Source organism: Mesorhizobium sp. CNPSo 4689, from assembly GCF_057784325.1.
Window position 1 is genome coordinate 374,660 of the sequence record NZ_JBWLUZ010000004.1, and the last position, 12,580, is coordinate 387,239.

The following is a 12,580-nucleotide window of genomic DNA, read 5'->3' on the forward strand; positions in this document are numbered from 1 at the left end:
TGCATAGCGAGGATGGCAGGCTGCCGTCCTCGCTATGCGAGGTTCGATAGATTAGCGCTCTACGGCGCCCCCCTCTGTCCTGCCGGACATCTCCCCCACGAGGGGGGAGATTGGATGTCGCGACCGCTTCGCCAATTTTCAGCGTTGCAAGACGAGAGCCGGCGCCGCAACTGCCAAACTCCAGCGATTTGACCACCAACCCGCTCCTTGACGCCACCGGCGTCGCCAAGAATTACGGTGCAGTTGCAGCACTTCGCAACGCTTCGCTGTCGGTGCTGCCGGGCGAGGTCCATGCGCTGATGGGCGCCAACGGCGCCGGCAAGTCGACGCTGGTGAAGATCCTGACCGGCGCTATCCACGCGGACGCTGGCCGCGTACTGATCCGCGGCGAGACGCGCGACATACGCTCGCCCGCCGCCGCGCGCCGCGCCGGCCTGCTTCCCGTCTACCAGGAGCCGTCGCTGATCCTCGATCTCGACGTGCTCTCCAATCTGCGCCTGACCGGCACTCCGGTCGAGCCGTTCCGCGCCTGGGTGCGCGAGCTCGGCATTCCCGACCTCGACCTGCGCGACACCGCACGCGACATCCCGCTCGCCGTTTTGCGCGTGCTCGACCTGGCGCGCGCGCTGGCCGTCGAGCCCGACGTGCTGCTGCTCGACGAGATGACGGCGGCGCTGCCCGCGAACCTCGCCGAAAAAGTGCTGGAGGTGGTGCGCCGGCAGGGCGACAGCGGCCGCTCGGTGATCTTCATTTCGCACCGCTTCGTCGAGATCTCGGCGCTGTGCGACCGCGCCACCGTGCTGCGTGACGGCGAGACTGTCGGCGTCGTCGACATCGTGCCCGGCGTCGAGGAAAAGATCGTCGAACTGATGCTCGGCGCCAGGATCGTCAAGACCCAAATGGCCGCGCGCCAGGCGAGCCAAGTCGCATCGCCGGCCGCAAGCCGCCCGCGCCTTGGCGTGCGCAATCTGCGCGTCGGTTCCAAGCTCAACGACGTCTCCTTCGACCTCGCCAATGGCGAAGTCGTGGGCGTCGTTGCGCTCGAGGGCCAGGGCCAGGATGAACTCTTTGCCGCCCTTGCCGGCTCCATCCGCCCCTCGGGCGGTACGATCGAAGTGGACGGCCAGGGCGTAAAATTCACCCACCCGAGCGACGCCATTCGCGCCGGCATCGCCTATGTGCCGGGCGACCGCACCGAGGCGCTCGCCATGCAGCGCTCGGTGCACGAGAACATCGCGCTGCCCTTCAGCGCGGCACTGCGCAAGTGGGGACCGATCCGGGTGCACAAGGAGCGTACGGTGGTCGCCAGCGCCATCGCCCGCCTGCAGATCGACACCCGCGCGCAAGGCGAGGTGCAGCGGCTCTCGGGCGGCAACCAGCAGAAGGTAACGATCGCCCGCTGGATCGCCGCCAACGCCCGCACCATCCTGTGCTTCGACCCGACGCGCGGCATCGACGTCGGCACCAAGCAGGAGATCTACAAATTGCTGCGCGAGCTCGCCGGCCTGGACAAGTCGGTGCTGTTCTATACCTCCGAACTGGAAGAGGTGCAGCGTGTCTGCGACCGCGTCATCGTCATCTTCGGCGGGCATGTCGTCGACATCTTCCCCGTCGAACTCGCCGACGAGCCGGCGCTGATGCGTGCCGCCTACGGCCTGCCGCGCGGCGTCACCGCCGATGTCGGCATCCTGGCCGACCCGACGTCGAAACCGCCGCAGACCCCGGAGGCGGCCCCTTGACCCGCTTCTTCCGCAACCAGGGCTGGGTCGCCGGCCTGTTCACCCTCTTCGTGCTGCTGTTCGTGCTCACCAAGCTGATCCAGCCGGGCTATGGCAGCGGCGATTTCGGCTCGCTGGTGCGCGCCGTGCTGCCCTACGCCTTTGCGGTGGCCGCCCAGACCGTCGTCGTCATCGCCGGCGGCATCGACCTCTCGGTCGCCGCCATGATGGCGCTGACCAGCGTCACCGCCGCCTCGATGATGAACGGCGCCAGCGAGGAATACGCACTGTTCGTGGTGCCCTTCGTGCTGGCCATGGGGCTGGTGCTCGGCGCGCTCAACGGCATCCTGATCGTCGTCACCCGCGTGCCCGACATCGTCGTCACCTTGGCCACTTTGTTCGTGCTGCAGGGCGCGGCGCTGCTGGTGCTCGGCGCGCCGGGTGGTGCTGCCGCCGAATGGCTGAAGGCCAGTATCGTCGGCACGCTGCCGATCCCCAGCCTGCCCGACAGCATTGACGCCTGGGTGCCGAAGGCGCTGGTGCTGCTGGTCGTCTGCCTCTGCATCATCTGGATACCGCTAAGGCGCTCAAAGCTCGGCCTCTCCATCTACGCCATCGGCTCGAGCGAGCTGGCCGCCTTCCGCAGCGGCGTGCCGGTCGCGCGCACCCGCATCATCGCCTACGCGCTGTCGGGCCTGTTCGCCGCCATGGGCGGGCTGGCACTGACCATGAGCACCGGCATCGGCGCGCCCATCCCCGGCCCCTATCTGCTGGCCAGCGTCGCCGCGGTGGTGCTCGGCGGCGTCGCACTTGGCGGCGGCAAGGGCGGCCTGCTCGGCCCGATCGTCGCCGTCTTCGTGCTGCGGCTGGTGCGCACCGATCTGACGCTGCTCGCCATCGACCCCAATGTCACCGCCATCATCGAGGGCGCCATCATGGTCGCCGTGGTGATGTTCGGCGCCTTCATCACGATAAGAGGCCGCCCGGCAGGAGCAATGCCATGACGCTGGCGTATCGGCATGAAGTAGGGCGTAGCGATCCTTCGCGCCCCCCTCTGTCCTGCCGGACATCTCCCCCACGAGGGGGGAGATTGTATGTCGCCACGGCCTTCGCCAATCTCCGAAGGTGCAAGAAGGGCGCCGAGGGTGAAGCCGCCAATCTCCCCCCTCGTGGGGGAGATGTCCGGCAGGACAGAGGGGGGCGCCGTAGAGCACCATCCTCACGAAACGCCACCAACATCAGGCGAAACCAGTCGCCACCACGAGCCGCCCCATGAGCGCCACCGCGATCACCCCCGTCCCCTTCGGCCGCCGCGTAAAACGCTTCATGGCCGACCGGCCGCTCGTTCCCCTGATCATCCTGCTCGTCATCCTGGTGGTGATCCTGCAGATCCTGCGGCCCGGCATCGTCAACGAGCGCTGGCTCGCCAACACGGTGAAGTTCGCCATCCCGCTGGCGATCCTCGCCGGCTGCCAGACCATGACCATGCTGACCGGCGGCATCGATCTCTCGGTCGGCACGGTGGCGACGATGAGCGCCTTCATCATGGCGACCCAAATCGTCAGCCAGGACCCGGCGGTGGCCTTCCTGCTGGCGATGATGCCGGCGATACTGATCGGCCTGATCAACGGCATCGGCGTCGGCGTCTTCCGTGTCCATCCGCTGATCATGACGCTCGGCACCAGCCTGATCGGCACCGGCTGCCTGCAGGTCTACCAGCGCACGGTGATCGCTTCCGGCGCCAAGATCCCGGATTTCCTGAACTGGCTGGGCACCGGCCTGACCTACGGCTTCCCCAACGCGCTGCTTTTGTTCGTGCCGCTGGCGGTGCTGATCGTCTTCACGCTGCGCCGCACCGGCTTCGGCCGCCTGCTCTACGCCGTCGGCGACAATGAACGCGCGGCGCGCTTGTCGGGCGTGCGCTACTGGCAGGTCATCACCGCGCTCTACGTCATCTCCAGCCTGCTCGCCGGCATCACCGGCCTGCTCTACATCGGCCTGATCAAGGCGCCGTCCCTGTCGCTCGCCGAACCGCTGGTGCTGCCTTCGGTGGCCGCCGCCGTGATCGGCGGCACCTCGATCTTCGGCGGCCGCGGCGGCTACACCGGCACCATCATCGGTGCGCTGATCCTCACCGTGCTGACGACGCTGCTGACCATCCTGCAGATGCCGGAAGGGGCAAGGCGGATATTGTTTGGGCTGATCGTGCTGTTCGTGACGGCGGCGTATTTGCGGATTGTGGAGGAGCGGTAGGGGAAGCGCTGACGCGGCATTCAGCGGGGTTCTTCTTCCGGCCTCACGATTTTCAGAACCGGATGTATCCAAACACGGGGATATTGCGGGCACGTCCTTGGGCACCGTTCACTGAAGGGAGGGGTCATGACATGCAGGCAATGCCGATAGCACATCACACGGAGCAAGCTGCCGCTGGCCCCATGTCCTCTATGACCGGTTATCCGGCCGCCGTCCTATGCTGGCTTCTTTCGGCTGGTGTGTATATCGCGGCCAAATGGGTTGCGCCTGAAATGCCGCCCTGGGGCCTCTGCTTCTGGCGGTTGGCCCTGGCCTGCGCCATCCTGCTACCGATCGTGCACCGTCATCACGACGCGATGATAGGGCTTGTACGATCCCGGGCGGTGGAGATCGTCGCCGTCGGAGCGATCGGCCTCACGCTGTGCCAGGGCATGATCTACCACGGCCTCAGTGACACCGACGTAACCACGGCCGGCATCATCATGGCGCTGTCCCCTGTCATGACGATGGTGCTCGCGCGTTTTGTTCTTGGCGAGCCGCTCGGGCTTTGGAAGTCGCTTGGCGCGCTGCTCGCTTTGGCCGGGATGATGGTCATCGTCGCGCACGGGAACCTGACGGCGCTCCTTCAACTCCGGTTCAATCCCGGCGAGTTGTGGATTGTCGGCAGCGCCTTCTGCTGGGGTCTGTACACCGTGCTTTTGCGCCGTTCCAAATTCGGCCTCGAACTCCTGCCCCTGGTCGTGCTCCTGCTCGGAGCCGGCGCGCTGGTCGCTTTGCCTTTCCACCTGTGGGAACTGTTCAACGACGAACGCTCCGCCATGAACATCAATGGCTTGCTCGCGCTCGCCTATCTGGCAGGCCCGGGCGGCGCCTTGATGTACTACCTCTACAACCGAAGCGTGGAAACGCTTGGCGCGAGCAGGGCCAGCATGCTGCTCTATCTGCAAACGATGTTCGTCGCCATACTCGCCTATCTGTTGCTTGGAGAGAGCTTGCACGATTACGATCTGATTGGCGCTGCCTTTATCGTTGCGGGAATCGTGCTCGCCACTGTGCTCAAACCTAAGACGAGTCACGCCCGCATCTCGTAAAAATCTACCGAGTGACAGGGCGAGGAATTGGCCGTTCTGGAATGCCCGCTCCAACTGCCCCCAAGCGGACTCACTTCTTCTTAACCCTTGCCGCTGAGTTGTGTCCGGGGGCCTCTGGAGGATAGCAATTATTCTGCTGAGGGGCTTTTCATCATGACAACCCGCTTGGGTCTGCTGGCAATCTCTTGCTTGATCGTCGCAGGTTTATTTCTGCCCTTGGTTGCTACCGTATCGCATGCCGCAAAGCAGCAGACGCCCGAAGAATGGCCGATGAATTTCGCTCTGGTTAGGAACGGCGATTGCAAAGTAAGTTGCGTCCAATGGATATCTGCCGAAGGCACGATAACAGCTGACACAGCTACGCAATTTAAGAAGTTTCTGAGGCGCCTGAAGGGCCAAAGACTTCCTGTCGTGTTTCAGTCTCGCGGCGGGTACGTGGACTCCGCGCTCGCGATTGGACGTATGATCCGGGCCGCTGGCCTCGAAACCGCGGTGGGCAGGACGCAGTTGAACGGCTGCCCGATGCTGGTGCCGCGCTGTCCGGAAAAGATCGTCAAGAACGGCTGGTCGGAAGGCGAAGTTCACGCAGGCGGGGCGTACTGTTTCTCGGCTTGCCCCTTCGCGTTGGCTGGGGGTCAGGTCCGCGCCGCGGCTGTCGGTGCCAGGATCGCCTCCATCAAATAACGGACGGCAGGAAAAGAGCGCCTGCACCGACGGGGCACAGAAACCTCGATGAAATTTCGACGAGGCCCGATCCGGCCCTGAAGCGGATGCTTTCCGACTATTTCGACGAAATGGGCGTCCGCAGCGGCGATGTGTTTGCCATGATGGGCCTGGCAACGCCGGAGGGCCTCTATAACGTCTGGAGCGAAGCGCTCAAATCAGGCATCATTACGAAAGTCTTCTCATACTCGGACGAACCGGGCTACGTCATTGGTGGAACCGATGACGAACCGGGCGACGTCATCAATATCCCGCCTGGGATCGAGCATTTGCTCAAATAGGCGGCCAGCCCGGGAGCCAATCAACCCAGAAGGTTGCGCGCCGTGCGCATGAATATTCTGGATCCGATCGGGATCAAATCGTCTGGAAAGTCATAGTCGGGATTGTGCAGCGCCGGGTAGCGCTCGCCGGCACCGAGGAAGAACATCGCCGACTTGGCCTTGTGGCCAAAGATGCCAAAATCTTCCGAGGCGCGCATCGGCAGGGCTTCCTCTGTGCGTGGCACGCCTTCTTCGTCCAGCGCGCGCTGCAGATGGTTCACGGCATCCGGCGCGTTGACGCTAGCAACGAAGATCTCGTGGTAGTCATAGCGGGCCGAAAGGCGATGCTCTCCCGCGATCCTTGTGGCCAGCGCTTGCGCGGCGGCGCACAGGTCCGCCATGCGCTCGTCGCGCCTTGTGCGCAGCGTCGCCCACACTTCTGCATGTCCCGGCGCAATGCCGAACACGGCTTCGCCCATCAGGGCATGGGTGACGGTCACCATGCTGAAGTCGTCGTCGGCAAAGGTTCCGTGCCCGAGCGCAGGCAGCGCCGGCATCAGCTGGCTCACCGCCAGCATTGGCGAGACGCCCGTTTCGGGCATCGACGAATGCGCGGTCTTGCCCTCCAGCACGATCCGCATGCCGCGTGAGGCACAGTTGACCACGCCGGGTTTGATGCGCACCTCGCCGAACGGCACGCCGGGCAGATTGTGCAGCGAGAAGGCGAAATCCGGCGCGATCTCGGAAAAGCGCGGATCGGCGACGACGCCGGCGGCGCCATTGCCGGTTTCTTCGGCCGGCTGGAACATCAGCACGACGCGGCCGCGGGCAGGTCTTTCGCGCCCGAACTGGCGGCCAAGTGCGGCGAGGATCGCGGTATGTCCGTCATGGCCGCACATATGCGACTTTCCCGGCACCAGCGATGCATGAGAAACGCCTGAAAGCTCGTAGATCGGCAGCGCATCGAGTTCCGACCGGAACAGGACCGTCGGTCCGGCCTTGCCGCTTTCGTAGACCGCCGCCACACCGTGGCCGCCCAATCCGGTCAGCACCTTGTCCGGCTCCGTGTCGGCGAGGAAGTCGACAACCTCGCTCGCGGTCTTCTCTTCCTCGTTCGAGATTTCCGGATGCTGGTGCAGCTTGCGGCGCCATGCCGTCAGCTCGACAATGTCTCGATTGGTCAGGGTCATGTTTTCCTGCTCCGCTTGGCACAATTCCAGGAAAAACGCGTAACGGTTTTCCGTCCGGAATTGCGTAAAACAAATACTCTAGCGCTGCCGTCTCCATAGCACGCCCAACTGGAGCACGATGCCATCACCTGCAATTTCGAACCAGGAGGACAGCGCCATCCGCCTGTCGGCTATGCCGGCAGGCAAGCACGAAAAATCACAGCCCCTTGCAGATCGGCACCGGCTGCGGCGGCGGTGCTGGATGATCCTTCCTGTACTGGGCGATGATCGGCTCGAGCGTTTTCCGCGGCCAGAATTTCGGCGTACCGATCTCCTTCAGGCAGGATGCATTCCAATAGGCGCCTGCTTTCGCGACGGCGGCGATGTCGCGCGATTCTGGATAGATGTAGAGCGTCGTCGGGTTGTTCTTCACCATCGCGATCATCTGCCGGGCATCCGCCGACGACCAGCTGGTGCAGCCATTGCTGCGCCCGCCGGCGTAATCCACCAGCTTGCCGAACGGCACGTAGCCGTCATGGTCGGCGTAGGAGCTTTTCGGGCTTTTGCGAAGGCACATTCCCCTCAGCACCTGCGCCGCGTGCCCGCCGATCACCCGCTGCCTGGCGTTGGCGGCTTCGCCTTCGCCGTCGAACTGTATGAAGGTGCGCAACAGCACCGTGTCCTGTTTCGCGCCGACGCGGTAATAGCCCTTGAACGAGGTTTTCGCCTCGCCGGTCATATAGGCGCCGCCGGTCGTCAGTGACGAATCCAACGCATTGCCGAAGTTTTTCGCGCAGCGTCTTCCGTTGGAGAAATCGACGACGCCTTTCAAATTGCGGCCGCTGCCGTGACCCGACGAAATCGCACGAAACGACTGCTCGGCCTCGCAGATGACGTAGTATCGACGCCCCAGCACGCCATTGCCCATATCGCCAGGGCGCGTCGCGTCCATGGCGAAGTAGCAGGGGTTTTTGACGGCGCCCTGGCCCACTTTCTTCAGGTAGAGCGCGCGGGCCCGCTCCAGCACCACTTGCGCGACTTGCCCGTCGCCGGCGCCGACATGGGCCTGCAGCCAGCCGGGGATATCGGATCGTGCGGCGAAAGACCGGGCCGACGCCGTCAAGGCGATGACGGCGACGAGGAGGCCGAGGATACTGACGACACCCAGCGGAACAGATCTCAACCGCACCGGATCAATTCTCCTGCCAAAACCGTTCTGCGAATCATCGCTGCGTTAGCATAAAAGGCCTCGCGCCAATCGGCGAAACACTTCTGGTTTAGCGCGCGTCATCGATCACAGCGCCAGGCTCCCCTGCTCCGCCTCCTCGGCGTTGGGGTCGCCCGGGGCCGTTGCCCAGGCGAGTTCGACCAGCGTCACCGTGCGCCGGCCGGTGCCGTCGAGCTGGCACACGATGAGGCCCTGCTCCTCGATGTAGGTCAGCAAACGCCGGGCGCGGCGCAGCGAGTGCGAGCCATAGGCGCGGGCGATCGCGGCGTCGCTGGGACAAGGCCAGCCCTCCTTCGCCGCACGGGCGATCATCATGAACACGCCCTGCATATCCTCGGGCAGCAGCGAGGCGCGCACCGAGACGTCCTGCCAGGCGTCATCCTGCGCCACATCCGAGCCAAGGCCGGCGCGGGCGCGTGTCAGCATGCGGCGGAACGCCGGAAGATCGGGCACGACCGAGGCAAGGCCCTCAATGCGGCAGCGGACGACGAACTCCTGATAGAGCACGCCGATCACGCGAAAACCCGCATCAGGCTCCGCCAGCACGGCACGCAGAACCCGGTCCACCCGCTCGCGGCGCTCCGCCAGATCCTCGGCGCTGATCGGCGCCTCCGCCGGTTCGGGACGGATGTCCAGCGCCGCCGACTTCGCCGCCATCAATTGATCGAGTAGGTCCGGCGACGCCGCCCGCCGCTGCGGCCGCACAGGCTCGGGCGGCGGGGCGGCCAGAATGATCGCGCGGGCGTCCTCGAGGGCTGCCTCCGGCAGCGGCATCAGCCGCGGCGTGCCATTGCGCGGATTTGTATCGGTCGGGCCGATGCGCAAGCCCAGCGGCCGGCGCGACAGCGCCGGGCCGAGCGCCATGAACTGCCCGCGCTCCAGGTCGCGAAACGCCTCCGCCTGGCGCCGCTCCATGCCCAGAAGATCGGCCGCGCGCGCCATGTCGATATCGAGGAAAGTCCGGCCCATGAGGAAATTGGAAGCCTCGGCCGCGACGTTCTTGGCGAGCTTGGCCAGCCGCTGGGTGGCGATGATCCCGGCCAGCCCGCGCTTGCGGCCGCGGCACATCAGGTTGGTCATGGCGCCGAGCGAGAGTTTTCGCGCCTCGTCCGATACCTCGCCGGCGACGGCCGGCGCGAACAGCTGCGCCTCGTCCACCACCACCAGCATCGGGTACCAATGGTCGCGAGCGACCTCGAACAGCCCGCCGAGGAAGGCGGCGGCGCGCCGCATCTGGTTCTCGGCGTCGAGCCCTTCGAGATTGAGCACCGTGGAGACGCGATGGATGCGCGCCCGCTCGCCGGCGCTCTGCAGGCCGCGCTCGGTATGCTCCTCGGCATCGATCACCAGATGGCCGAAACGCTCGCCCAACGAGACGAAATCGCCTTCGGGGTCGATGATGGTCTGCTGCACCCAGGGCGCGCTCTGTTCGAGCAGCCGGCGCAACAGATGCGACTTGCCGGAGCCCGAATTGCCCTGCACCAGCAGGCGGGTCGCCAGCAGCTCCTCAAGGTCGAGGGCCGCCGGCGCGCCCGCAATCGTGTGTCCCATCTCGATCGCAACGGTCATGTCGACTCAAGGCTCTCCTTCGCAGACGGGCTTATCAACCGCATGGCAGCCCGTCGAGCGCGCAGAGCCGGCCGCTCCGTGTTGCGCACAAGCTGGGCGATCGCCATCAGCCTAGATGGGCAGCAAACCCCAGATGCCGGCCTGCCTGCCTCTTCGACACCGCCTCACGCAGGCTTGACCGGCGCCAATGGCGGCGCATCCAGCCCCTTGAAGGGGTCGCACCAGGCGTCGATGTCTTCGAGCTGGCCATACCAGCTGAGGACGGAAGGATAATCATCGAGGGGCAACCCGGCGGCATCGTTGAAGGGCAGGAACGTGGCCATGCGGAAATCGGCATAGGAAACGGAATTTCCGACCAGCCATTGCCGCCGGGAGAGCTCCGCCTCGAGGATCGCAGCCGCCTTGCGGAACTCTGCCAGCCCCTCCTCGATCTTTTCCGGATCGATCGGGCCAAGCCCATAGCGCTGCTTGGTGCCGCGCTCGAAATGCACGGTGTCGCAGGCCCACACAAAATTCTCCTTGCCCCAGCTCAGCCAGCGGATCATGTCGGGTTCGTCATCGCCGCTGCGCCAGAAATCCGAATTCGCGTCGCGCGAAAGCCGGCAGGCAATGGCGTCGGCCTCCCAGAGGCTGTCTCTCGAACCTGCCAATATGGGCAAGGTAAGATTGGGGTTGAGCGGCAGAAATCGCTCGGCCTGCCCGGGCGCCATGGGTGCGGCGAATTCAAACTCGACCTTCGCCTCGAGGGCGCGCGCGACCGCCACCGCGAGGCGAGGATTTGGATTGCGGCTGAAGAACAGTTTCATCTCGAATGACGGTCCTGGATGGGGTATCGGCTCGACCTTATCACACGCAGAATTGCGCCTGCCTTCCTCTCTTGTTCGGCCAGCCGACAACGCGCCTTGCCAACTGGTCGGACCACCATTTCGCTGGCGGAAATTGCCGTTCGGCGTATCATCCTTTTCGGGAGGGTTCATGGCAGGAGGTGGCCAATGAACGTCGTGCTGAACGTGCCTGTCATCGACATGACGGCGCAAGAACTTGTTTCTTCTGCGCTTTCAAGATTCCGCGCCGGCGACACCATTTCGACCAGGGCGGCGATCGAGGCGATCCGCCGGATCAGCCCGGCCTGCGAGGACAGCGACGACGATCTCGTCGAACTCATCGTGATGGCGGCAATTGGTAAGACCATGGGGGTGGTGTTCGATCACCGGACCCACTGAGCAATTCCGGGAAAAGTGCGAAGCGGTTTTCCGTCCGGAATGCGTCAAAGCATATGGGGGGAGCCGCAGTTTCGACTGCATGGGAACGAATAGCCTGTTGCGCCGTTCGATTCGTTGGAATCGAGGAGTGGCGTCAATGCGTGATGAACAATTCGACGTTCCCGTGACCATCGAAACTGAACGAACAGGTCGGTTCCTGACCGTAACCGGCACGGTCCAGGCCGCCTCGCTGCTGGTCGACAAATGGCCGCAGGCAAAGCGCGGCCCGAAATACCGCTCGGCCTTGAAAGCGATGATGGATGCGATGGAGCAGCGGCGGGCGGTTGGCACCGCGCGGCGGGTCCGCCAGGGAGGCGCATGTCTTCGTCGGCGAAGGCCGACACTAGCCTGGCTCGGATTGCGCCTGGGAACTCCTGGAAATCTTGCTCGTTATGCTCTTGGTTGAAACGAGGGACGCAGTCATGGCCGATGACAAGACCAAGACCGACAACCGCGACCGCTCGCAAGTGGCCCGCGACGAGGACTACGAGGTCCGGCATTTCGCCGAGGAGGCGGGCATCACGCCGGAGCAGGCCCGGACACTCATCAAACGGCATGGCACCGATCGCAAGGTGCTGCACGAAATAGCCGAGAGCATCAAGGGATCGTAGAAACGTCCTAGGGCCCGATCGGCGGCGACGCTGCTAGCTGCCTAACGGATGCGGCATATAGCCGACAAATCCCGCTATCTTCCAGCGGCCGCTGACTTTCGTGCAGAAATAGAGGGTCTGCCATTTCAACCGGTCGACGCTGCCGTCGGCCTTGGCGACGGAACCGTTGAACTTCTTGTGCAGCACCGCACGGTCGCCGTCGACATCGATGTCGCGCATGTTGGTGACCCGAAACAGCGCCTCGCGCAGCGGCTCGGCAAATGCCGTCGCAGCGGTCTCCCTGGCTTGGCGCAGCCATTCGTCGCGATAGGCAGCAAGCGTCGGGAACTGCAGGCGCCAGGCGTCGGCATCGCTAAGAAAATGCGCGTGCATGCCGAAGAAGCTTTCGGCAACAAAGTCGTCCTCGACCATCGACCAGTCCTGTCCGAGAAACGCGTCGATGTCGCGCCGCACCAGCATCTCCCACAGCGCGTTGCGATCGGCGTCGCCGGCCGGAAACGGGTTCTTGTCGAGAGTCATTTTCTTTCTCCTGGCTGGAAACGCGCCGGCAGGCACCGACCCCGCTTCGCCAAGGGTGATCGCATTCGGCAGTGGCGGTGCTGGGCCGCCTGCAGAAAAGCAACATCGGTTTTCGAAAATGTTGCTTTCCAACTGGGCCTCTATGAGGATCGCGCCGATAGGCGTAGAGGGTCGGCA

General features: G+C 64.5%; 14 protein-coding genes. 9 read left to right on the forward strand and 5 right to left on the reverse strand.

From position 1 onward, the window contains the following. The first annotated feature begins 188 nt into the window (after positions 1-188). The 6 genes from AC04SI_RS09405 (at position 189) to AC04SI_RS09430 (ending at position 6,066) form a co-directional block, all read left to right on the forward strand. Entirely contained in the window at positions 189-1,739 is a 1,551-nt protein-coding gene (locus AC04SI_RS09405; protein WP_404277967.1) for a sugar ABC transporter ATP-binding protein, read from the forward strand. Continuing rightward, the gene (locus AC04SI_RS09410) at positions 1,736-2,722 is read left to right on the forward strand and encodes an ABC transporter permease (RefSeq protein WP_404277969.1); all 987 of its coding nucleotides are present in this window, start codon (positions 1,736-1,738) and stop codon (positions 2,720-2,722) included. Before AC04SI_RS09405 ends, AC04SI_RS09410 begins: the two co-directional genes overlap by 4 nt. Positions 2,723-2,990: 268 nt before the next feature. Then, entirely contained in the window at positions 2,991-3,971 is a 981-nt protein-coding gene (locus AC04SI_RS09415; protein WP_404277971.1) for an ABC transporter permease, read from the forward strand. A gap of 131 nt (positions 3,972-4,102) precedes the next feature. After that, positions 4,103-5,062, forward strand: coding sequence for a DMT family transporter (locus AC04SI_RS09420; protein ID WP_488474150.1), 960 nt, complete (start codon positions 4,103-4,105; stop codon positions 5,060-5,062). Positions 5,063-5,215: 153 nt separating this feature from the next. Next, positions 5,216-5,746 (forward strand): hypothetical protein, encoded by a 531-nt coding sequence (locus tag AC04SI_RS09425; protein WP_488474151.1) that lies wholly within the window; start codon positions 5,216-5,218, stop codon positions 5,744-5,746. An 86-nt stretch (positions 5,747-5,832) separates the two neighbouring features. Further along, positions 5,833-6,066 (forward strand): hypothetical protein, encoded by a 234-nt coding sequence (locus AC04SI_RS09430; protein WP_488474152.1) that lies wholly within the window; start codon positions 5,833-5,835, stop codon positions 6,064-6,066. Positions 6,067-6,086: 20 nt separating this feature from the next. On the opposite strand, the gene AC04SI_RS09435 is transcribed toward AC04SI_RS09430, so the two are convergent. The 4 genes from AC04SI_RS09435 to AC04SI_RS09450 form a co-directional block, all read right to left on the reverse strand. Continuing rightward, the gene (locus AC04SI_RS09435) at positions 6,087-7,235 is read right to left on the reverse strand and encodes an amidohydrolase (RefSeq protein WP_404277976.1); all 1,149 of its coding nucleotides are present in this window, start codon (positions 7,233-7,235) and stop codon (positions 6,087-6,089) included. Between the two features lie 196 nt (positions 7,236-7,431). After that, entirely contained in the window at positions 7,432-8,403 is a 972-nt protein-coding gene (locus AC04SI_RS09440) for a hypothetical protein (RefSeq protein WP_404277978.1), read from the reverse strand. Between the two features lie 105 nt (positions 8,404-8,508). Then, entirely contained in the window at positions 8,509-10,011 is a 1,503-nt protein-coding gene (locus AC04SI_RS09445) for a helicase HerA domain-containing protein (RefSeq protein WP_404277980.1), read from the reverse strand. 164 nt (positions 10,012-10,175) lie between these two features. Beyond that, on the reverse strand, positions 10,176-10,817 hold the full coding sequence (locus tag AC04SI_RS09450) for a glutathione S-transferase family protein (protein ID WP_404277982.1): 642 nt from the start codon (positions 10,815-10,817) through the stop codon (positions 10,176-10,178). Positions 10,818-11,003: 186 nt separating this feature from the next. Between AC04SI_RS09450 and AC04SI_RS09455 the strand changes: the two genes are divergently transcribed. The 3 genes from AC04SI_RS09455 (at position 11,004) to AC04SI_RS09465 (ending at position 11,884) form a co-directional block, all read left to right on the forward strand. Continuing rightward, positions 11,004-11,234, forward strand: a complete 231-nt coding sequence (locus AC04SI_RS09455) for a hypothetical protein (RefSeq protein ID WP_404277984.1) — start codon at positions 11,004-11,006, stop codon at positions 11,232-11,234. Between the two features lie 136 nt (positions 11,235-11,370). Further along, positions 11,371-11,679, forward strand: a complete 309-nt coding sequence (locus tag AC04SI_RS09460) for a DUF982 domain-containing protein (protein ID WP_488474153.1) — start codon at positions 11,371-11,373, stop codon at positions 11,677-11,679. Positions 11,680-11,695: 16 nt separating this feature from the next. Next, a complete protein-coding gene (locus AC04SI_RS09465) occupies positions 11,696-11,884 on the forward strand; it encodes a DUF3606 domain-containing protein (RefSeq protein ID WP_404277988.1) in 189 nt (62 codons plus the stop codon). A 33-nt stretch (positions 11,885-11,917) separates the two neighbouring features. Here the strand turns inward: AC04SI_RS09465 and AC04SI_RS09470 are convergent, their stop codons facing one another. Next, the gene (locus AC04SI_RS09470) at positions 11,918-12,403 is read right to left on the reverse strand and encodes a hypothetical protein (protein WP_404277991.1); all 486 of its coding nucleotides are present in this window, start codon (positions 12,401-12,403) and stop codon (positions 11,918-11,920) included. Positions 12,404-12,580: the final 177 nt, after the last annotated feature.